General features: G+C 36.4%; 18 protein-coding genes and 1 tRNA gene. 18 read left to right on the top strand and 1 reads right to left on the bottom strand.

The window, feature by feature from the left end:
* The 7 genes from leuC to smc all read left to right on the top strand — a co-directional run bounded on the left by leuC (nt 1) and on the right by smc (nt 8681).
* Nucleotides 1-1383, top strand: coding sequence for a 3-isopropylmalate dehydratase large subunit (gene leuC / locus HT709_RS02605; RefSeq protein ID WP_055356790.1), 1383 nt, complete (start codon nt 1-3; stop codon nt 1381-1383).
* 9 nt (nt 1384-1392) lie between these two features.
* Nucleotides 1393-1986 (top strand): 3-isopropylmalate dehydratase small subunit, encoded by a 594-nt coding sequence (gene leuD / locus HT709_RS02600; RefSeq protein WP_119919765.1) that lies wholly within the window; start codon nt 1393-1395, stop codon nt 1984-1986.
* Between the two features lie 27 nt (nt 1987-2013).
* Nucleotides 2014-2793, top strand: a complete 780-nt coding sequence (locus tag HT709_RS02595; RefSeq protein ID WP_000160496.1) for a Sua5/YciO/YrdC/YwlC family protein — start codon at nt 2014-2016, stop codon at nt 2791-2793.
* Between the two features lie 200 nt (nt 2794-2993).
* Nucleotides 2994-3980 carry a GMP reductase gene (locus tag HT709_RS02590; RefSeq protein ID WP_138707054.1) on the top strand — a complete coding sequence of 329 codons (987 nt, stop codon included), beginning with the start codon at nt 2994-2996 and terminating at the stop codon, nt 3978-3980.
* Between the two features lie 66 nt (nt 3981-4046).
* A tRNA-Arg gene (locus HT709_RS02585) sits at nt 4047-4118 on the top strand.
* 334 nt (nt 4119-4452) lie between these two features.
* Nucleotides 4453-5151 carry a ribonuclease III gene (rnc, locus tag HT709_RS02580; protein ID WP_000661480.1) on the top strand — a complete coding sequence of 233 codons (699 nt, stop codon included), beginning with the start codon at nt 4453-4455 and terminating at the stop codon, nt 5149-5151.
* Nucleotides 5142-8681 carry a chromosome segregation protein SMC gene (gene smc / locus HT709_RS02575; RefSeq protein ID WP_172925494.1) on the top strand — a complete coding sequence of 1180 codons (3540 nt, stop codon included), beginning with the start codon at nt 5142-5144 and terminating at the stop codon, nt 8679-8681. The genes rnc and smc overlap by 10 nt, the downstream gene beginning before the upstream one ends.
* 193 nt (nt 8682-8874) lie before the next feature.
* On the opposite strand, the gene HT709_RS02570 is transcribed toward smc, so the two are convergent.
* Nucleotides 8875-9726, bottom strand: coding sequence for an Rgg/GadR/MutR family transcriptional regulator (locus tag HT709_RS02570; RefSeq protein WP_050222395.1), 852 nt, complete (start codon nt 9724-9726; stop codon nt 8875-8877).
* Nucleotides 9727-9805: 79 nt separating this feature from the next.
* On the opposite strand from HT709_RS02570, the gene shp3 reads away from it, so the two are divergent.
* From shp3 to ftsY, 11 genes are all read left to right on the top strand, one after another.
* The gene (gene shp3 / locus HT709_RS02565) at nt 9806-9877 is read left to right on the top strand and encodes a peptide pheromone SHP3 (RefSeq protein WP_001812431.1); all 72 of its coding nucleotides are present in this window, start codon (nt 9806-9808) and stop codon (nt 9875-9877) included.
* Nucleotides 9878-9978: 101 nt separating this feature from the next.
* Entirely contained in the window at nt 9979-11835 is a 1857-nt protein-coding gene (locus HT709_RS02560; protein WP_000744515.1) for a hypothetical protein, read from the top strand.
* A gap of 495 nt (nt 11836-12330) precedes the next feature.
* Nucleotides 12331-12801: a hypothetical protein gene (locus HT709_RS02555; protein WP_000350878.1), complete on the top strand. Its 471-nt coding sequence runs from the start codon at nt 12331-12333 to the stop codon at nt 12799-12801.
* 5 nt (nt 12802-12806) lie between these two features.
* Nucleotides 12807-13928 carry a hypothetical protein gene (locus tag HT709_RS02550; protein WP_001221832.1) on the top strand — a complete coding sequence of 374 codons (1122 nt, stop codon included), beginning with the start codon at nt 12807-12809 and terminating at the stop codon, nt 13926-13928.
* Between the two features lie 3 nt (nt 13929-13931).
* Nucleotides 13932-14864 carry a hypothetical protein gene (locus HT709_RS02545; protein ID WP_001144047.1) on the top strand — a complete coding sequence of 311 codons (933 nt, stop codon included), beginning with the start codon at nt 13932-13934 and terminating at the stop codon, nt 14862-14864.
* Complete coding sequence (locus HT709_RS02540; protein ID WP_172925493.1) at nt 14851-16077, top strand: MFS transporter; 1227 nt, start codon at nt 14851-14853, stop codon at nt 16075-16077. The genes HT709_RS02545 and HT709_RS02540 overlap by 14 nt, the downstream gene beginning before the upstream one ends.
* On the top strand, nt 16061-16828 hold the full coding sequence (locus HT709_RS02535) for a site-specific DNA-methyltransferase (protein WP_000846118.1): 768 nt from the start codon (nt 16061-16063) through the stop codon (nt 16826-16828). The genes HT709_RS02540 and HT709_RS02535 overlap by 17 nt, the downstream gene beginning before the upstream one ends.
* A 21-nt stretch (nt 16829-16849) precedes the next feature.
* The gene (locus HT709_RS02530; protein WP_172925492.1) at nt 16850-18016 is read left to right on the top strand and encodes a nucleotide sugar dehydrogenase; all 1167 of its coding nucleotides are present in this window, start codon (nt 16850-16852) and stop codon (nt 18014-18016) included.
* A 1069-nt stretch (nt 18017-19085) separates the two neighbouring features.
* Nucleotides 19086-19877, top strand: coding sequence for an HAD family hydrolase (locus HT709_RS02515; protein WP_031243444.1), 792 nt, complete (start codon nt 19086-19088; stop codon nt 19875-19877).
* Nucleotides 19877-20695 carry a Cof-type HAD-IIB family hydrolase gene (locus HT709_RS02510; RefSeq protein ID WP_000763444.1) on the top strand — a complete coding sequence of 273 codons (819 nt, stop codon included), beginning with the start codon at nt 19877-19879 and terminating at the stop codon, nt 20693-20695. Before HT709_RS02515 ends, HT709_RS02510 begins: the two co-directional genes overlap by 1 nt.
* 3 nt (nt 20696-20698) lie before the next feature.
* Nucleotides 20699-21976: a signal recognition particle-docking protein FtsY gene (gene ftsY, locus HT709_RS02505; RefSeq protein ID WP_050261510.1), complete on the top strand. Its 1278-nt coding sequence runs from the start codon at nt 20699-20701 to the stop codon at nt 21974-21976.
* Nucleotides 21977-22002: the final 26 nt, after the last annotated feature.

Below are 22002 nucleotides of genomic sequence, written 5' to 3'. Positions count from 1 at the left end.
ATGGCAGGAAAATCGATTTTTGATAAATTATGGGACCGTCATGTCATCACAGGAGAAGAGGGGCAGCCCCAACTCATGTATGTGGATCAGCACTATATTCATGAAGTGACCAGCCCTCAGGCTTTTCAAGGTTTGCGAGATGCAGGGCGCAGATTGAGACGACCAGACTTGACATTTGGAACATTTGACCACAATGTCCCGACGGTCAATATCTACGATATTCGAGATGTGATTTCTAAGGCTCAAATTGATAAGCTGGCTGAAAATGTTGAGGAGTTTGGGATTGAACATGCGGCCCATGGTTCTGAAAAACAAGGAATTGTTCACATGGTTGGTCCAGAAACAGGACGAACCCAACCAGGGAAATTCATCGTCTGTGGAGATAGCCACACAGCAACCCACGGGGCTTTCGGAGCTATCGCCTTTGGGATTGGGACCAGTGAGGTCGAACATGTCTTTGCGACACAGACCCTCTGGCAGGTCAAACCCAAGAAAATGCTGGTGGAATTTACAGGTGTTCCTCAAAAAGGAGTTTATTCCAAGGATTACATTTTAGCCTTGATTGCCAAGTACGGTGTTGCTTGCGGCGTTGGCTACGTGGTGGAATATCGTGGACAGGCGATTGATGCACTGAGCATGGAAGAGCGAATGACCATCTGCAATATGTCCATCGAGTTTGGATCCAAGATGGGAATCATGAATCCGGATCAAACTACCTATGATTATCTCAAGGGACGAGAATGTGTTCCAGAGGACTTTGAAGAGGCTGTGGCGGATTGGAAAACAATTGTCAGTGATGATGATGCTGTTTATGATAAGGTTATCCAGATGGATGTTTCAGACTTGGCTCCTATGGTGACCTGGGGAACCAACCCTGCTATGGGGGTTGACTTTGACAGTAGCTTCCCAGAAATTAAGGATATGAATGATGAGCGCGCCTACAATTACATGGATTTGGAGCCTGGTCAAAAGCCAGCAGATATTGAACTGGGCTATATCTTTATAGGTTCATGTACTAATGCTCGTCTCAGCGACTTGCAACTGGCTGCGCGATTTGTCAAAGGAAAGAAAATTGCTCCTAATCTAACAGCTATCGTGGTTCCAGGCTCTCGTCCTGTGAAACGAGCTGCTGAGAAGTTGGGCTTGGATAAAGTTTTCTTAGATGCTGGCTTTGAGTGGAGAGACCCAGGTTGCTCCATGTGCCTAGGGATGAATCCGGACAAGGTTCCTGGTGGTGTCCACTGCGCCTCAACCAGCAATCGTAACTTTGAAGATAGACAAGGCTTTGGTGCTAAGACCCATCTATGCAGTCCAGCCATGGCAGCAGCAGCAGCTATTGCAGGGCGCTTCGTAGATGTTCGGCAAATGCCAGAAGCCCAGTAAGGAGAGGATATGGAGAAATTTACAGTTTATACGGGAACGACCGTTCCTCTCATGAATGATAACATCGACACCGACCAAATTCTACCCAAGCAGTTTCTCAAGCTGATTGATAAAAAAGGCTTTGGTAAGTACCTCATGTATGCTTGGCGTTATCTGGATGACAAGTATACTGAAGATCCAGACTTTGTCTTTAACCGACCTGAATATCGGAAAGCTAGTATTCTTATCTCAGGGGATAACTTTGGGGCAGGGTCTTCGAGGGAACATGCAGCTTGGGCTCTAGCGGACTATGGTTTTAAGGTCGTGATTGCAGGGTCTTTTGGGGACATTCATTACAATAATGAACTCAATAATAGCATGTTACCTATTGTTCAGCCTAGAGAGGTTAGAGAGAAACTAGCCCAGCTAAAACCAACCGACCAGGTAACTGTGGACTTGGAACAACAGAAAATCATCTCACCAATTGGAGAATTCACTTTCGAAATCGATAGTGAGTGGAAACACAAGCTCTTAAATGGTTTGGATGATATTGGTATTACCTTGCAGTATGAAGATTTGATTGCTGCCTATGAAAAACAACGACCAGCCTACTGGCAGGACTAGAAGAAAAATAGAAAAGGAAATAGAACTATGACAAAACACATTCAATGGAAGGGAACACTTTCACAAGAAGGCTATGACATTTTAAAAGGTGAGGGCGGATGTATCGTTTGCCCTACTAAAGTTGGTTATATCATCATGACTAGTGACAAGGCTGGTCTTGAACGTAAGTTTGAAGCTAAAGAACGTAACCGTAACAAACCAGGTGTTGTTCTCTGCGGTAGCATGGATGAGCTTCGTGCTTTAGCACAACTTAACCCAGAAATTGAAGCCTTCTACCAAAAACATTGGGATGAAGATATTCTTCTTGGTTGTATCCTTCCTTGGAAACCAGAAGCCTTTGAAAAACTCAAAGCGTATGGGGATGGCCGTGAAGAGCTGATGACTGACGTGCGTGGTACTAGCTGTTTTGTTATCAAATTCGGGAAAGCTGGTGAACAATTGGCTGCCAAGCTTTGGGAAGAAGGCAAGATGGTATATGCCTCATCAGCTAACCCATCTGGAAAAGGAAACCGCGGTAAGGTGGAAGGTATCGGAGAACGAATCGAAGGAGCAGTGGACCTTGTCATTGAAGCAGACGACTATGTGGCATCTATCCAACCTGACAAAACGATTGAAACACGCTATGAGCAAGGTGTGATGGTCTCTATGGTCGATAAAGACGGTAAACTCATCCCAGAACAAGGAGGAGCACGCTCAACTTCACCAGCTCCAGTTGTGATCCGCAAAGGACTTGACATTGATAAAATCATGATGCACCTGTCAGATACCTTTAACTCATGGGACTACCGTCAGGGCGAGTATTATTAGAATGTAGAAGAAGTGGGGAGAAAATAATTTCCCCTCTTTCTTTTATTTTTAACACAATAAAAACCGAACTTTATATTTTAATTTATAAAATTATTTGACAAAAACTGTACTTTGATTTATAATGAATTAAGGAAACGTCGGAAAAGACGTAGTGGTGCGAGAGCATAGGTAGGTCATTACAAAAGAAACGAGACATCGATATGTTAAATGAATTTCCAATTTTTGATTACGAAGATATTCAATTGATTCCAAATAAATGTGTGATTAAAAGCCGTGCAGAAGCGGATACAAGTGTCACTCTAGGAAATCACACCTTTAAACTACCTGTTGTGCCAGCTAATATGCAGACGATTTTGGATGAAAATGTAGCAGAGCAACTGGCTAAAGGTGGTTACTTCTACATTATGCATCGTTTTGATGAGGCAGGACGCATTCCTTTTATTAAACGAATGCATGAGCAAGGACTTATTGCTTCTATCTCTGTCGGCGTTAAGGACTATGAGTATGATTTTGTTAGCCAGCTCAAGGATGATGCTCCAGAATACATCACGATAGACATTGCTCATGGTCATGCAGATAGCGTGATTTCTATGATTCAACACATCAAGAAAGAATTGCCAGATACTTTTGTTATTGCTGGAAATGTGGGAACACCAGAAGCGGTGCGTGAATTGGAAAATGCTGGTGCGGATGCCACTAAGATCGGAATTGGTCCTGGTAAGGTTTGTATCACCAAGGTCAAGACAGGTTTTGGTACAGGTGGTTGGCAGTTGGCTGCTCTCCGTTGGTGTGCCAAGGCTGCCCGTAAACCGATTATCGCTGATGGAGGAATTCGTACTCACGGCGATATTGCCAAGTCTATCCGCTTCGGTGCTAACATGGTCATGATTGGTTCCCTCTTTGCAGGACACATCGAAAGTCCAGGGAAAACGATTGAAGTCGATGGTGAACAATTCAAAGAATACTATGGTTCAGCTTCCCAATACCAAAAAGGTGCTTACAAAAATGTGGAGGGCAAACGCATCTTGCTTCCTGCCAAAGGTCATCTGCAAGATACTTTAACGGAGATGGAACAAGACCTTCAAAGTGCCATTTCATACGCAGGTGGACGTCAGGTTGCTGACCTTAAACACGTTGATTATGTGATCGTGAAAAACTCTATCTGGAATGGGGATGCATCCCACTAAGACGGGCTATCTCACTAGAAAAAAACTTGTTATTAGAGCAAATTTCTGTTATAATAAAACAAGTTTCCACCCTTAGTGTAATGGATATCACGTAAGATTCCGGTTCTTGAGATGGGGGTTCGATTCCCTCAGGGTGGATGTAAACATCCTAAAAAGCCTTTAATAGGGCTTTTTGTTTATCCTGCCTCAAATTTGCCCCTAATACTCTTCGAAAATCTCTTCAAACCACGTCAACGTCGCCTTACCGTAGATATATGTAACTGACTTCGTCAGTCTTATCTACAACCTCAAAGCAGTGCTTTGAGCAGCCTGCGGCTAGTTTCCTAGTTTGCTCTTTGATTTTCATTGAGTATAAAACTGAAAATCTCTGTCTAAAGAATGCCCAAATCCCCTCCAGTCCCGTTTTAGAGTGACTCAGGAGGCTTTTTTTGATATAATAAAAAGGACTGTTATCAGTTAGAAAGAGGTTGGTATGAAAGAATTACAAACTGTACTAAAGAACCATTTTGCAATCGAATTTGCAGACAAAAAGTTACTGGAGACTGCCTTTACTCATACGAGTTATGCCAATGAGCACCGCCTCTTAAAAATTTCACACAATGAACGCTTGGAATTTTTAGGAGACGCTGTTCTACAGTTATTGATTTCAGAATATCTGTATAAAAAATATCCTAAAAAACCTGAGGGTGATTTGTCTAAACTTCGTGCCATGATTGTCCGTGAGGAAAGCTTGGCTGGTTTTGCACGTGATTGCCAGTTTGATCAGTTTATCAAGCTGGGTAAGGGGGAAGAAAAGTCTGGTGGTCGCAATCGTGATACCATTCTTGGTGATGCCTTTGAAGCCTTTCTTGGTGCCCTCCTTTTGGACAAGGATGTGGCCAAGGTTAAGGAATTTATCTATCAAGTCATGATTCCTAAGGTTGAAGCAGGCGAATTTGAGATGATTACAGACTACAAAACCCATCTCCAAGAGTTACTTCAGGTCAATGGCGATGTAGCTATTCGTTATCAGGTGATTTCTGAAACGGGTCCAGCCCATGATAAGGTTTTTGATGTAGAAGTTCTGGTTGAAGGTAAGAGCATCGGTCAAGGTCAAGGTCGTTCTAAGAAATTAGCAGAGCAGGAAGCTGCTAAAAATGCCGTTGAGAAAGGGCTGGATTCATGTATTTAAAGGAAATCGAAATTCAGGGATTCAAGTCTTTTGCTGATAAGACCAAGGTCGTCTTTGACCAAGGTGTGACGGCAGTTGTTGGACCCAATGGTTCTGGAAAGTCGAATATTACAGAAAGTCTTCGTTGGGCCTTGGGGGAGTCAAGTGTTAAGAGTCTCCGTGGTGGCAAGATGCCAGATGTCATCTTTGCTGGAACAGAAAGTCGCAAACCGCTCAATTATGCTTCTGTAGTTGTGACTCTGGATAATCATGACAGATTTATCAAGGATGCAGGTCAAGAAATCAGGGTAGAACGCCATATCTATCGTAGCGGAGATAGCGAATACAAGATTGACGGCAAGAAAGTCCGTCTGCGTGATATTCATGATCTTTTCTTGGATACAGGTTTGGGACGCGATTCCTTCTCTATCATTTCCCAAGGGAAGGTTGAGGAGATTTTCAACTCCAAGCCTGAGGAACGCCGAGCTATTTTTGAAGAAGCTGCAGGTGTTTTGAAATACAAGACTCGCAGAAAAGAAACTGAGAGCAAATTGCAACAAACTCAGGATAATCTAGACCGCTTAGAGGACATTATCTATGAGTTGGATAATCAAATCAAGCCTCTTGAGAAGCAAGCAGAAAATGCTCGTAAGTTTTTAGATTTGGAAGGTCAACGCAAGGCTATTTACTTGGATGTCCTTGTTGCTCAAATCAAGGAAAATAAGTCTGAACTAGGGTCGACAGAAGAAGAGTTGGTACAGGTTCAGGAACTCTTGACAAGCTATTACCAAAAGCGTGAAAAATTAGAAGAAGAAAATCAAACTCTTAAAAAGCAACGCCAAGATTTACAGGCTGAAATGGCTAAAGACCAAGGCAGTTTGATGGATTTGACCAGTCTGATTAGTGATTTAGAGAGAAAATTAGCCCTATCGAAATTAGAATCTGAGCAAGTAGCCCTCAATCAACAGGAAGCACAAGCTCGTTTGGCTGCTTTGGAGGATAAGAGAAATTTACTCAGCCAAGAAAAATCTGATAAAGAAAGCTCTTTAGCTCTGTTAGAGGAAAATCTAGTCCAAAATAATCAAAAACTCAATCGTTTAGAAGCTGAATTGCTAGCTTTTTCAGATGATCCTGATCAAATGATTGAGCTCTTACGCGAACGCTTTGTAGCTCTTTTACAAGAAGAAGCGGATGTCTCAAACCAACTGACCCGCATCGAGAATGAGTTGGAAAATAGTCGTCAGCTTTCTCAAAAACAAGCAGATCAATTACAAAAACTCAAAGAACAGCTGGCTACAGCTAAAGAGAAGGCTAGTCAGCAAAAGGCGGAGCTTGAAACTGCTAAGGAGCAGGTTCAAAAATTATTGGCTGACTACCAAGCTATTGCCAAGGAGCAAGAGGAGCAGAAATCTTCCTATCAAGCTCAACAAAGTCAACTATTTGACCGTCTGGATAATCTCAAAAACAAGCAGGCCAGAGCTCAAAGTTTGGAAAATATCCTTAGAAATCACAGTAACTTTTATGCAGGTGTTAAGACTGTTCTCCAAGAAAAAGTCCGCCTTGGTGGTATTATTGGTGCTGTTAGTGAGCACCTGACCTTTGATGTGCATTATCAAACTGCCTTGGAAATTGCGCTTGGAGCAAGCAGTCAGCACATCATTGTAGAAGATGAGAACGCGGCGACTAAGGCGATTGATTTCCTCAAACGAAACAGAGCAGGTCGTGCAACCTTCCTTCCTTTGACAACGATCAAGGCGCGTACGATTTCTAGTCAGAACCAAGGTGCTATCGCTGGAAGCCCAGGTTTCCTTGGGATGGCAGATGAGTTGGTGACATTCGATAATAGGTTGGAAGCTATTTTCAAGAATTTGCTAGCTATAACAGCTATCTTTGATACAGTAGAACATGCTCGTGCAGCAGCTCGCCAGGTTCGTTATCAGGTTCGCATGGTGACACTGGACGGGACAGAGCTACGCACAGGTGGTTCCTATGCAGGTGGAGCCAATCGTCAGAATAACAGTATTTTTATCAAGCCAGAACTGGAGCAATTGCAAAAAGAAATTGCTGAAGAAGAAGTAAGCTTACGTTCAGAAGAAGCGAGTTTGAAGAACTTGCAAGACGAGATGGCTAGATTGACCGAATCATTAGAAGCCATCAAATCTCAGGGTGAGCAGGCTCGTATTCAGGAGCAGGGCTTGTCCCTCGCTTATCAGCAGACCAGTCAGCAAGTCGAAGAATTAGAAACTCTTTGGAAACTCCAAGAAGAGGAATTAGATCGTCTTTCTGAGGGAGATTGGCAAGCAGATAAGGAAAAATGCCAAGCACGCCTTGCTACTATTTCCAGTGACAAGCAAAATCTAGAAGCTGAGATTGAAGAGATTAAGTCTAACAAAAATGCCATCCAAGAACGTTATCAGAACTTGCAAGAACAGGTAGCGCAAGCTCGCTTGCTTAAGACAGAACTGCAAGGGCAAAAACGTTATGAAGTTGCTGATATTGAACGTTTAGGCAAAGAATTGGACAATTTAGATATAGAACAAGAGGAAATCCAGCGTCTTCTTCAAGAAAAGGTTGACAATCTTGAGAAAGTTGATACGAATTTGCTCAGTCAACAGGTAGAAGAAGCCAAAACTCAGAAAACAAACCTCCAACAAGGTTTGATTCGCAAGCAGTTTGAGTTGGATGATATTGAAGGCCAGCTGGATGATATTGCTAGTCATTTGGATCAGGCTCGCCAACAGAATGAGGAATGGATTCGCAAGCAAACACGTGCTGAAGCTAAGAAAGAAAAGGTCAGCGAGCGCTTACGCCATTTACAAAGCCAATTAACAGACCAGTACCAGATTAGCTATACTGAAGCACTAGAAAAGGCACATGAATTGGAAAATCTTAATCTGGCAGAGCAAAAGGTTAAGGATTTGGAGAAGGCTATTCGCTCACTGGGTCCAGTCAACTTGGAAGCTATTGACCAGTACGAAGAAGTTCACAGCCGTCTGGATTTCCTAAATAGCCAGAGAGATGATATTTTGTCAGCGAAAAACCTGCTCCTTGAGACCATTACAGAGATGAATGATGAGGTTAAGGAACGCTTTAAATCAACTTTTGAAGCCATTCGTGAGTCCTTTAAAGTGACCTTCAAACAGATGTTTGGCGGAGGTCAGGCAGACTTGATATTGACTGAGGGCGACCTTTTAACAGCTGGTGTGGAGATTTCTGTTCAACCTCCAGGTAAGAAAATCCAGTCGCTTAATCTCATGAGTGGTGGGGAAAAAGCCTTATCAGCTCTTGCCTTGCTCTTCTCCATTATTCGTGTCAAGACCATTCCATTTGTCATCTTGGATGAGGTGGAAGCTGCGCTGGATGAAGCCAATGTTAAACGTTTTGGGGATTACCTCAATCGATTTGACAAGGACAGCCAGTTTATCGTTGTGACCCACCGTAAAGGAACCATGGCAGCGGCTGATTCCATCTATGGAGTGACCATGCAAGAGTCAGGTGTCTCAAAAATTGTTTCAGTTAAGTTAAAAGATTTAGAAGGTATTGAAGGATGACAATTAAACTAGTAGCAACAGAAATCGGAATAAGTAAATTGATACAATAGCCTATAAAGAAAGCCTTGAAATTTAGCTGATTTCAGGGCTTTTTAACTGTCTATTGCTATCAGGGTAAAATCATTAGAGATGTTGCGAGTTTATGGAGACACCCTTGATTTGTAAAATGTTAAATAGTAGAGAATCATTTCATCTATTCTTTGTTTACCAGTTTATCGAAATGGCTAGTATAGTGTAATTTTAACTTGTCTTCTCCTAAAATATCAAGGACTTGTATGGCCTGTTTCATTTTTTCAATTCCGCTATCTAAATGACGCTTAAATTCAAAGTAACCAGTTGCATAGAGAAAAACTGTCTGTTCATAAAAGTTTAATTCATTATCTAATAATGCTTTTATTTCGGTGATTAGACAAGTACAGTTTGAAAATTCTTCCTTATCTACGCTAAGAATTAGACAATTGATGGCCAATTGAGTGACAATTCGCTTATTTGTTTTATTCAACGAAGAGTAGATGTAATTGTTCAACATTTCCTTTGTTAATAGGAAGTAGGAGTTGTAGTTTATTGTTCGTACACAGTTACCTAATAAAGTGATTTCATAGTAACCCCATTTTTCAACTTTAAAGAGATAATCTGTCAATTGAAGTAATTCTTTATTTGATGGAATAATGCTGGAATCCATTGTATGTAGAATGGATTTTATCATTGTTTTATCGAAAGAATTTAAAGTGTAATGTGATGAGTCAGAAAGTAGAGCAGCTATATTTTTGATGTTATGTGATGAATATTGCTTACGAATATATTGAACCAAATTAGCGAATAATTCAGCATTAGTATAATCTTCATTATGTAAAATAAGAAACTCATCTAAAGTAATGTGTAATTTGTCTAAAATATTGATAAGTCGAATACAAGATATCTCTGATTCCCCACGTTCGAATCTAGATATTTGAGATTTTGAAAGGTGTTCATCTGCTACAGAGCATAGACTAATTTGTTTTCCTTTACGAACTTTTCTAAGTGTGATGCCAAGTTTTGATTTCATAATTTCCCATTTTCCCAACAAAAATTAAATCCGTTTTTATTTATTGTACAATAAATAAAAACGGAAAGGAAGTCCGAGTATGAAGAAAATTTCAAAATTTTTGCCGATTTTGGTTTTGGTGATGGATATTATTATAATTGTTGGTGGGTAAAATGCTTAAGTGTACACTTAAGTCTTTAGAATATTCTAAAGACTTAAGATTTTATAGATACATAGTATAAAATACGGTATTTATAATTTGGGAGGCTTTAATTGAAAAAACAGAATTTATTTAAAATATCAAATAATGTACAAGAGTATTCGAATGCTTTTAATACTATGGGTTTAAATTTTCAAGGAGAAATTCCTATTTTTGTTGACCACAAAAGAGAAGATTTACTTCATAATATCAAGCGAATTAACAATGAATATTCCGAATGCTATAAAACAACGCCAATTTACCAATGCGATGCAGGGATCACTCTATCTTCTGATTTAGAGTTTTATAAAAACTGTAGGTTATTTTGTAAGAAGTGGGTGACCTCTTTAAATGAGATGATAAACATAGAAAATCTGGTAGTAATAGGACTATATAAAGATTTTTCACAATATAAAATTTTGACTATATTAGAATATTGTAAGAAAAATAATATTGAACTGTACATACTGACAGGAAGAGATCTATCTTCATTGTCTTGGATGATAGGAAAGCAGTTTTACTCAAAAAGTGAAAAAGAAGTACGAAAAGCAGTCTTTTCGCATAAAAAGTTAAATGAATTTAGTGAAACAAAAAACAAATGGGATATTTTTGATATAAAAAGGCTTGAAAATGAAAATATAAAAAATCTTTTGGAAGAAAAATCTTGGTCAGAATTAGTTTTTCATGGACATGGAAAAGAAGATCATCTAAATTTAGCTGATTTCACTTTGCATGGTTTTAATAAATTAATTCCTCAACAAGAAAAATTTGCTCCTTCTTGGGGCCATCAAGGGCAATCTTTTTTTAAGGATGAGAGTAAAGCAATACGTATTAGCTCTATAAATGTTGAAACATTATTTTTATTATCTTGTAGTAATTTTCCGTTTAATGATTGTAGATTGTATGATTCTAGATTCAACTTAACATTAGATGCTATCGATGGAATAGCAAGAAATATTGTTGCTTCTATTGCTGTTCAATCGATTGATAATCCAGAGATATATGAAATTTTTTCAGATTCAAATTTGACAAATATTGGAACCAAACTTCATAATAAATTAAATGATGTACAGCCGTTTGTTTCAATTGTTAATATTGGACTCCCAAATACTAGAAAAGTAGATCAATCACTTGAAAATATAAATGGGATTGTCCGATTAACCCAAAGTAGCAAAATGATTTTATCGCGACTTGCTTCATATGTTTCGTCTGGGTTATTAAGTAGTGAACATGAGGTAAAAAAGTTATCTAATAATGTTTTAGCAGATTACATGCAAATGACACGCAGAGGTACCTATGGAGTGACAGAAGAAAAATATTTAAATTTTGAACAAAATTTAATAAATAGAGTAAATCCTATTTCTAAAAAGATAGCTGAAATAATGATTCAGAACCAAAATGACGAGCTTTTCGAATTTGATCGATATAATATTTTTAGGTCTATAATTGATGAAAGTAGTATTTTCAAAAAAATATGTTGTTGTGGAAGTTCGGGTGTTGGTTGCAACTATATTCCAGAAACTAACAATTTATTCAATATTAATTCTTTCTATTGTTATAGGTGCGGTGATAAAAATACTTCAATGACAGGCATGCCAGAAGTAGATTTTATGTGTGATAATTATGATAGAGAAAGATTAAGAATAAAATATAAGATTGTTATTACTCCACAACATAGAGGAGATGTTTACTTAGGAGTACAGCTACCAACATATGTAGAAAAGTCATCAAATACCTCACCAGAGTTGAAAAGAATACGTTTTAAAAATATTGGAACTAAAGTAGTTGAAGGAGAGATCTGTTTTAACGAGGATACTTTACTTCAAAGCTATTATCTTAAGCTATTTATTATTCAGAATGGGGGAATAGCTATTAGTAGATGTTTCTTCAATTTAATAAATAATTGTGAGGGAAAGTTTGAAAAAATATAAATGTAATATATTTATTATTTACTCTAATTTTGAGTAATTGAAACACGAGGAGTATTCCTTCACCAAATTTGAGAAAGGCCTATTTCTTTTTATAAACAAGTCGCTTATCTAATAATAAATTTACTAATTATAATCTTAAGAAATCGTAAAGCAATACAAGATATCAGATATTTATCTGTAAATCTATTAATTAGCATTCTAGTCTTATCTTCATTATAAAATCAGTATTTTGAGATGTCCAAGACAAGCTTCCTAGTTTTCTCTTTGATTTTTTTAGTATTATGGTCACAGTTGGTTGTACCTAATAGGATGAACTACAGTTATAATGATGGATTTTTTCAAATGTATTGGCTGAAGCACTCACTTAATCGCCTCGTCGCGATTTGTAATAGTGATATGTTTTCACGTTTTATATTATAGTTTTAAACAAAGAGCACAATACTTTTTAACTCAGTGTTGTGCATTGAATGAAACGAAAGAAAGGAATGAATAACAATGGATATTTTTTTAGGTACACCAATCACAGGAATAATTAATCCGAACTTGAAAAGTCCGTTAGAAACTGCGACAAAGTCCAGAATTAAGGGGATTATTTCTGATTTGAGATCGTATGGTCATAATGTGTTTTGTGCTCTAGAGGAAGAAGAATTTGGCAAAAAGATTGCAGATTCTTTAGAATGTACCCTTAGAGATTATTCGATACTGAAACAAAGTAATGTATATATTACTTTTCCAAATAATAGTTATGGATGTGCTGTGGAACTTGGTTGGGCTTCAGCGCACTCTATTCCTATTGTCTTAGGAATTAACAAAAGAATCGGTTCAAAAACACCATTGTATGAAGGTTTACACACAACAGGTACTCAGGTTCATGTTATTTATTATGATTCTGAAGATGAGTTTCCAGATAAACTTGAATGGTTAAAAATATTAAAGTACATAGAAAAGCATATATTTATTAGGTGATTGTTATGAGAATTTTGACAGTAACTACAAATTTTGGTTTTGGTCCGTCTTCCAAATTATATTCTATTATCAAAGAGCTATTGAAGATGGGATATAAAGAGATTACATTTTGCGGAAATGGAGAATCTATAAATTTTTTTAAGACCAACTTTGGTAATAGATTAGAATACATCGAGTGTGATACTGATGAAATTAGGTCTGAAAGCTTTTTGAAAATAGTAGATATTAAGAATTATGAACTCTTAATTAATGTTATGAATCTGAATATTCCTAAAATTCAACGAGATACAAATTTAAATGTAAAAAGTGTATTTGTTGATAGTCTAAGTTGGATGTGGGAAAAACCCCTAGATGGGATTAACGAATATGATATTTATTTTGTTCAAAATGCTTTTATTGATCCCAATAATTTATCGCAGTATAAGAATATCCAAACAATAAATCCTATTATTAATACGGAAGGAATAACAAAAACAAAAGATTTCAAAAACAATAAAATTCTATTAAATTTCGCTGGTATAGTTACTCCATATGAAAATGATGTATTTTTCAAAAAGTACATGTTATTTTATCTAAAACTTTTTTCAAAAATACCTAATATTGATAAATATGAGATTGATTGTGCTTGTAACATGACGCAGAAAAAATGGATTGAATCAAACAACCGTTTTGACTACAATGTTACATTTAAAGTAATGTCCCATAAAGAGTTTCTATCAGCGTCATGTGAAGCAAGTAGGATATTTACAACACCTGGTTTGACATTTTATTTAGAGAGTTTAGAATTAGGCTTAAAACCACATTATTTTTTGCCTTCAAATTATTCTCAGGCATTATTGCTTGAAAAATATAATCAAATCTCTGGGAATTGTAATACCTTATCTAAGTATGGATATTTATTTTCAACAGATGAGTTACTTGAAGAAAGTGAAGGTGTGACTAAAGTAAGAGAAGCATTTTCTAATATTAGTACAAGATATAAAGAAGAAATCTTCGACAATATAATATCATATATTAATGAAGGTTCGGTGTATGAATCAAAAAATGAAATTCAATATAAGGAAGAGAGCGGTATTCGTTCAATTATTAGAATTATGCTTGAAAAAGGACTATTGAAAGGAAGATAATACATGCCTGTGATTGAAGATATTGATTTTTCCAATTTACTAGTGAAAAAAATGTATAAAAAAGATTTAAATCAGATAATTTCATTAAATGACTTAAATTATGATGCTAGTTTTAGGGATAATTTAATAGTTTTTGATGAAACAAGTAATTTTTCTCCAAATAACAGTCTTGTTGTTGGGGGGGCTTGTATTGATCGCTGTGATGCAAAAATTGATAATCTGGCTATCAATTTTTACTTTGATATACTGATGCCTATTAATGAGGCCATCATGAAAAATTTAAATTGTGCAATATATGTGGATACACCTATTGAATCATGTAAAGATGATTGTGAAAAAGAAAGATGGCAACAATTTGTTAAACGCTTAGAAATATTTTTTGAACAGCTAGGAAAACGTGTAGGCATTGAAATAAAAATAATTCGAAGAGATTTATCTTATAAAATGATTGATAAGATATTAAAAAAACATAACTTTAGTGATGATGAATTAAAAGGTTTGTATGATTTAGTGCCTAGTGCAAAGAATATTGTATTTGGACCAGAACTATTACTTCATTTTCGTAGATCAATCATTTCGTATTTACCAGAATTCATTTCAGAATATTTTGAAGAAAATTTTGAAGAAATTATAGTTTGTGAAGAGTTAAGTCAGTGTAAAGCAATTGGCAAAGCCTGGAGAATCAGTAATAAAATATATCCCAAAATATATATAGATATGCCATCTCTTAGTTGTAGAAATCGCATGCATAGGAGTAATAATGGGAAAATAGGTATTTTTGAATCAGCATCTTTGAATAAAACTAGAAAATCTGATCCATTGTTTCATGAATTTATGAATAGAATAGAATTGGAAGCTATTTTTAAATCTTTTGATGTTGATAATTTTTGGTTAGTAAAAGATGAATTAGAAGGAATGTGGTATGAGAAGCAATAAAATTTCATCAGAGTTAAAATATTATCTATATATCATTTTTACAAATTTACGATTTACTAGAATAGTAAATATTATCTTTATTGTTCAGTTTTTGGGATTATCTTTAGTACAATTTGCATTTTTTCAATCTATTTTTCTATTTTCACAATTAGTTTCAGAGATTCCCTCCGGAATTTTAGGAGATAGGTTTAGTAAGAAGAAAATCGTTCTATTGGGACTAGTTCTGTTATCAATTACTCCATTATTAACTCTTTCATCAATCTTGCTAATGAAGGACTATGTTTACTATATTATACTAGGTGCATTTGTTTTAGAAGGAGTAGGAAATGCTTTTTTAAGTGGAGCTGATGATGCCTTGTTTTTTGAATCTCTAAGAAGTGAAGGCAAGGAGGAGAGTTATGGGAAAATACGAGGAAAGTTACAATTAATCAGCGCTCTGACTTTGGGGATTGCTACATTTATAGGAGGTGGTTTATATAGCATTACAAGATGTTTACCATATTTTATACAATCTTTTACACTTATAGGTTCAATGATAATCATCATATCTATTCCAGATAATCAGAAACACTCTATAGAAGATCTTAATCAAAATGGTGTTCCGAAATTTAAAGAATTATTTTCAGTTTTTCATAGGTTGCTAAAATCTACTAAAATTCTTTTCATGTTCGCTTTTACTACGGTTATTGTCTCAGCAATTAACGTAGTATTTGCTTTATTACCAGATTATTTTTCTAAAATAGGATTTTCTACATCTATTAATGGAGCTATGTTTATGATTTATAGTATCATTGGTGGCATAGTAGCAACTCAAGCTTATAAAATATCAAAAATAAGAGTTTCTAAATTAATTATGCTGCTATCATTGATACTAATGATTTCCATTATTTTTCAAATTTTGCCTTTCAATGCCACATTTATATTTAGTTTTCTACTGTTGTACATTATCATAGATATTCTTGATCCTATTATCATGGAGATGTTACATCTTTGGGTTGATGACAATTCAAGAGCAACAGTTATATCAGGACTATCCTTTTCAATTAGTCTTGTTACAATGTTGGTAAATCCGATAATTGGTGTAGGAATTCAAATATTTAATATGAGAATAACTATCTTATTGATTTCTTGTTTTATGATTGTAATGATATTAATCTCGTATATGTTAATAGAAAAAACTAAAAGGAGTAAAAAACATGAAAACAGAGAATAAGGCTTATTTAGGTGATTCCAGAGCTATGGAAGATGTAGAAAATGATTCTGTTGATTTAATAATCACTTCTCCACCATATTTTAATTTAGTTGATTATCAACACGATGATCAGATTGGGTTAACAGAAACATATAAAGGCTATATTCAGAGTCTAAATAGTGTTTGGGAAAGATGTAGTAAAATATTAAAAGAAACAGGAACAATTTGCATCAATATTTGCAGTTCTGTAGAAATTAGCAGAAAAAATCAAAATATGTATTACGATATCAAACATGAAATTGAAAAATTCTTTGCGGAGCATAATTTCTATATTGAAGGGACAATAATATGGAATTTGAATAATACTTCATATATCAAAAATCAAGTTGAAAAATATCCTTCAAGTTATTCGAATAATGAGTCTTTGATTCTAAATAACTATGAATACATATTGATTTTTAAGAAAAAGTCAGAATTTATAGTGTGGGATAGAAACATTGAGGGCACTAAATTTATTGACTGCATTTGGAATATACCTTGGGATTATTCTACAAGACCACCAGCTTTTCCAGAACAAATTGTCAATCAACTTATTGATATTTATTCTCTGGAAGGTGATGTTGTGTTGGATCCGTTTATGGGGCAAGCGACTACATCTTTGTGTGCTTTTAAGAAAAATAGAAAGTTCATTACCTATGAATTAAATCCAACCACTTATAAATTAGGTTTAAAAAAACTAAATCAAGTGGGTGCGCTGAATGTAAACAGATAAGAAAGTAGTAGAAGGTCTATTATGAAAATAACTACAGTTGGTATGGGGTACGTCGGTTTGACTTTATCTGTCCTGTTATCTCAGGAACATGACGTGGTTGGATTAGACATTAATTTACAGAAAGTCGAACATCTTAATAATAAAATTTGTCCATTTATCGACTATGAGTTGGAGAGATATTTTTTAAATAAAGATTTGAAATTCGAAGCTTGTATTTATGATGAGAAGTACTTTGAAAAAGTTGATTGTATCATAATAGCAATACCAACAGACTTTGATGAAAATAAAGGAGTATTAGATACTGAGGGTATAGAATCAGTTATAGCTGATTGCCTAAGTATTAATCCTGTTGCATATATAGTTATAAAATCTACAGTGCCAATCGGATTTACGAATTATTTGAATACAAAATTTCACACAGATCGGATCATTTTTTCTCCAGAGTTTTTGCGTGAAGGAAAAGCATTATTAGATAACTTATTTCCATCTAGAATTATTTTGGGAGGGAGAGCTGAATATTGTCAAAGATTTGGAAGATTATTATCGGAGTTCTCGTTAAATGAAGTTGCCCCGATTCTACTGACAAATTCAGCTGAAGCTGAAGCAATTAAGTTATTTTCAAATTCATACCTTGCAATGAGAATTGCGTTCTTCAATGAAATTGATAGTTTTTCCATTATGAAAGGGTTAAATACTAAAAATATCATTGAAGGAATTTGTTCTGAAGAAAGAATCGGAGAATTTTACAATAATCCTAGTTTTGGTTATGGAGGATACTGTTTACCTAAAGATACAAAACATATGTTAAGTGAATGTGAAGGCCTTCCAACTGTTTTGTTAGATTCTATTGTATTAAGTAACCAAAAAAGATCAGAGTTTATAGCAACACAAATAACAAAAAATAATATATACAATGTAGGCATTTATCGTTTGCTAGCTAAAAAAGATTCTGATAATATTCGTGATTCGTCAACTGAAAATGTGATTAAACAATTAACGAAATATAATGTAAATATTATTATTTATGAACCGTTTTTGTCTTCAAAAGAGATTTTTGATGCTAAAGTTGTAACGAATCTGGAAGAATTTAAAAAAACATCGGATGTTATTATTTCAAATAGAATTTCAGATGAATTGTCTGATGTATTAGAAAAAGTTTATACAAGAGATATATTTAATAGGGATTAAATAATAATATTTTACTTTTGAGAAGTTGCGATAACATAATATTTGAGAAAATCAAAGTATATTACGATTTATAGCGAAATGAAATAAAAATTGAACAAATTTATTGGGGAAGTTAAACCAATTTCTAACAATGTTTTAGAAACAACGGTGTACTATTTCAATGTCAATATACTATGTTATAACATGTTTTTTATAAGATAAGTAACTATAGAAGAAAAGTTTCTATAACAACCTCTTCCTCATCCGAAAGAAACCTCTTATTGGGTCTTAAAAAGTGATAGCCAGCAGACCTATTATTAGACTTTTTTGTCAGGGAAAGATGAGCAACAAGGTATCACGCTTTACCATCATGATCAGCGACGGAGTGGTTTAGTAGTGCAGGAATCTCAGGGAGCTTATTCTGCTTATGCGATAGCAGTCCAAGGTTTAGGAGCAAAGCGATGCTAAGCTTGGTAAACTGCGAGATGCTCGTCCGCTTATCGTCAACTGGAAGAAGCTGCACTTGTTGGTTGTTGGGCACATGTGAGAAAGGAGTTTTTTGAAGCGACGCCCAAGCAAGTGGGGAAATCATCGTTAGGTGCTAAAGGCTTAGCTTATTGATGGGATACATTGTCGATTGATGAACGACTACAGAAACGTCAAGAAAAGCTCCAACCCTGAATGGAAGACTTCTTTGTTTGGTGCCGGATCCAGTCAGTTTTACAGGGTTCAGAACTAGGGAAGGCTATTGAATACAGGCTCAATTCTGAAGAAACCTTTAAGACAATTTTGAAAGACGAGCATCTCTTCCTTGTTATTGGACGATAAACAAGTGGAACTTACTCTGACTTGGAATTCCACTTGTTTTTTCGATTTTTATCAGATTAATTTCAACTTTTATTGGCGGTGGAAGTTAGTTTGGGAATTTAGAAAAAATCCAGTTATACTAAAGGGTTAAGTAATATTGGATAAAAATTAAGTGATAAAGTCGGGAGTTTATCAAGCGTCTAATCTCAAATGGATTAGGCGCTATTTGCTTTTTCTATGGTATAATAGAAGGTGGATTTATTAATTGGAGTATGAAGAATTTATGATTAAATTAGTAGCAACGGATATGGACGGAACCTTCCTAGATGGGAATGGACGCTTTGATATGGATCGCCTCAAGTCTCTTTTGGCTTCCTACAAGGAAAAAGGGATTTACTTTGCGGTGGCTTCGGGGCGCGGATTTCTATCCTTAGAAAAATTATTTGCTGATGTTCGTGATGACATTATTTTCATCGCGGAAAATGGCAGTTTGGTCGAATATCAAGGTCAGGACTTGTATGAAGCGACCATGTCTCGTGAGTTCTATCTATCAACTTTTGAAAAGCTGAAAACGTCACCTTATGTAGATATTAATAAATTGCTCTTGACGGGGAAAAAAGGCTCTTATGTGCTAGATACGGTTGATGAGACCTATTTAAAAGTGAGTCAGCACTATAATGAAAATATTCAAAAAGTAGCGAGTCTAGAAGATATTACAGATGACATTTTCAAATTTACAACCAACTTCACAGAAGAAACGCTAGAAGCTGGGGAAGCTTGGGTTAATGAACATGTTCCTGGTGTTAAGGCCATGACAACTGGCTTTGAATCCATTGATATTGTTCTGGACTATGTCGATAAGGGTGTGGCTATTGTTGAATTAGCTAAAAAACTTGGTATCACAATGGATCAGGTTATGGCTTTTGGAGACAATCTAAATGACTTGCATATGATGCAGGTTGTGGGACATCCTGTAGCTCCTGAAAATGCACGACCAGAAATTTTAGAATTAGCAGAGACTGTGATTGGTCACCATAAGGACCAGTCGGTTATAGCTTATATGGAGGGCTTATAATGGCAGATATAAAATTGATTGCATTGGACTTGGACGGGACCTTGTTGACTACTGATAAAAGGCTGACGGATCGTACCAAGGCAACTTTGAAAGCTGCGCGTGATCGTGGTATTAAGGTTGTATTGACAACTGGTCGTCCCTTAAAAGCCATGGATTTCTTTCTCCATGAGCTAGGGACTGACGGCCAAGAAGATGAGTATACGATTACTTTTAATGGTGGTTTGGTTCAGAAAAATACAGGAGAAATCCTTGATAAAACAGTCTTTTCATATGATGATGTGGCACGCTTGTATGAGGAAACAGAGAAATTATCACTGCCTCTTGATGCTATCTCAGAAGGAACTGTTTATCAAATCCAATCCGACCAAGAAAGTCTTTATGCCAAATTTAATCCAGCTTTGACTTTTGTTCCAGTGGACTTTGAAGACTTGTCTAGTCAAATGACCTACAATAAATGCGTGACTGCCTTTGCTCAAGAACCCTTGGATGCAGCCATTCAAAAGATTTCTCCAGAATTGTTTGACCAATATGAAATCTTTAAATCACGTGAAATGTTGCTAGAATGGTCACCAAAGAATGTTCATAAAGCAACAGGTTTGGCAAAACTAATCAGCCATCTAGGAATCGACCAAAGCCAAGTTATGGCCTGTGGTGATGAAGCCAATGACCTTTCTATGATTGAATGGGCAGGGCTTGGTGTTGCCATGCAAAACGCTGTTCCTGAAGTCAAGGCAGTCGCAAATGTAGTGACGCCAATGACCAACGATGAAGAGGCTGTCGCCTGGGCTATCGAAGAATATGTGCTAAAGGAGAACTAAGATATGGGATTATTTGACCGTCTATTCGGAAAAAAAGAAGAACCTAAAATCGAAGAAGTTGTAAAAGAAGCTCTGGAAAATCTTGATTTGTCTGAAGATGTTGAGCATGCCTTAACAGAAGCTGAGGAAATTTCTCAGGAAGAAGCAGAGGTTGAAAGTTCTGAAGAAGCTGTGTTTGAAGAAGAGAAAATCCAAGACACAGTTGAAGAAAGTCTGGATTTAGAGCCAGTTGTAGAAGTTTCTCAAAAAGAAGTCGCAGAATTTCCACACTCAGAAGAAGAGAATACTGAGTTTCTAGAGACTGTAGAAGAAAATAATTCTGAAATTCTTGAAGCACAAACGCCTCAAGCAGAAGAAACTGTTCAGGAAAAATATGACCGCAGTCTTAAGAAAACTCGTACAGGCTTCGGAGCTCGCTTGAACGCCTTCTTTGCCAATTTCCGCTCTGTTGACGAAGAATTTTTCGAGGAACTGGAAGAACTGCTGATCATGAGTGACGTTGGTGTACAGGTCGCTTCTAACTTAACAGATGAGTTACGCTACGAAGCCAAGCTTGAAAACGCCAAGAAACCTGATGCACTGCGCCGTGTCATCATTGAGAAATTGGTTGAGCTTTATGAAAAGGATGGTAGCTACGATGAAAGCATCCACTTCCAAGATGGCTTGACAGTCATGCTCTTTGTTGGTGTGAATGGTGTTGGGAAAACAACTTCTATCGGGAAACTAGCCCACCGCTACAAACAAGCAGGTAAGAAAGTCATGTTGGTTGCGGCAGACACCTTCCGTGCAGGGGCGGTAGCCCAGCTTGCTGAATGGGGCCGTCGTGTGGACGTTCCAGTTGTGACTGGATCTGAAAAAGCTGATCCAGCCAGTGTGGTCTTTGATGGCATGGAACGTGCCGTGGCTGAAGGTATCGATATTCTCATGATCGATACTGCTGGTCGTTTGCAAAACAAGGACAACCTCATGGCTGAGTTGGAAAAGATTGGTCGTATTATCAAACGTATTGTGCCAGAAGCTCCTCATGAAACCTTCTTGGCACTTGATGCATCAACAGGTCAAAATGCCTTGGTACAGGCCAAAGAATTTTCAAAAATCACTCCTTTAACAGGAATTGTCTTGACTAAGATTGATGGAACTGCTCGAGGTGGTGTTGTTCTAGCCATCCGTGAAGAACTCAATATTCCTGTAAAATTGATTGGTTTTGGTGAAAAAATCGATGATATTGGAGAGTTTAACTCAGAAAACTTTATGAAAGGTCTCTTGGAAGGCTTAATCTAATCAGAAGCAAAAATCCTGCAAGGCAT

This window comes from Streptococcus sp. 1343, from assembly GCF_013277355.1.
GTDB classification, from domain to species: domain Bacteria; phylum Bacillota; class Bacilli; order Lactobacillales; family Streptococcaceae; genus Streptococcus; species Streptococcus pseudopneumoniae.
This window is presented reverse-complemented; position numbering and strand designations above follow the sequence as displayed.

Coding starts and splice junctions, on each gene's coding strand:
- rnc (WP_000661480.1), top strand. CDS start 4,453: ATGAAAGAATTACAAACTGTACTAAAGAACCATTTTGCAATCGAATTT.
- HT709_RS02535 (WP_000846118.1), top strand. CDS start 16,061: ATGAAAACAGAGAATAAGGCTTATTTAGGTGATTCCAGAGCTATGGAA.
- HT709_RS02510 (WP_000763444.1), top strand. CDS start 19,877: ATGGCAGATATAAAATTGATTGCATTGGACTTGGACGGGACCTTGTTG.
- HT709_RS02530 (WP_172925492.1), top strand. CDS start 16,850: ATGAAAATAACTACAGTTGGTATGGGGTACGTCGGTTTGACTTTATCT.
- ftsY (WP_050261510.1), top strand. CDS start 20,699: ATGGGATTATTTGACCGTCTATTCGGAAAAAAAGAAGAACCTAAAATC.
- smc (WP_172925494.1), top strand. CDS start 5,142: ATGTATTTAAAGGAAATCGAAATTCAGGGATTCAAGTCTTTTGCTGAT.
- HT709_RS02545 (WP_001144047.1), top strand. CDS start 13,932: ATGCCTGTGATTGAAGATATTGATTTTTCCAATTTACTAGTGAAAAAA.
- HT709_RS02550 (WP_001221832.1), top strand. CDS start 12,807: ATGAGAATTTTGACAGTAACTACAAATTTTGGTTTTGGTCCGTCTTCC.
- HT709_RS02515 (WP_031243444.1), top strand. CDS start 19,086: ATGATTAAATTAGTAGCAACGGATATGGACGGAACCTTCCTAGATGGG.
- HT709_RS02570 (WP_050222395.1), bottom strand. CDS start 9,726: ATGAAATCAAAACTTGGCATCACACTTAGAAAAGTTCGTAAAGGAAAA.
- HT709_RS02595 (WP_000160496.1), top strand. CDS start 2,014: ATGACAAAACACATTCAATGGAAGGGAACACTTTCACAAGAAGGCTAT.
- leuD (WP_119919765.1), top strand. CDS start 1,393: ATGGAGAAATTTACAGTTTATACGGGAACGACCGTTCCTCTCATGAAT.
- HT709_RS02555 (WP_000350878.1), top strand. CDS start 12,331: ATGGATATTTTTTTAGGTACACCAATCACAGGAATAATTAATCCGAAC.
- leuC (WP_055356790.1), top strand. CDS start 1: ATGGCAGGAAAATCGATTTTTGATAAATTATGGGACCGTCATGTCATC.
- HT709_RS02540 (WP_172925493.1), top strand. CDS start 14,851: ATGAGAAGCAATAAAATTTCATCAGAGTTAAAATATTATCTATATATC.
- HT709_RS02590 (WP_138707054.1), top strand. CDS start 2,994: ATGTTAAATGAATTTCCAATTTTTGATTACGAAGATATTCAATTGATT.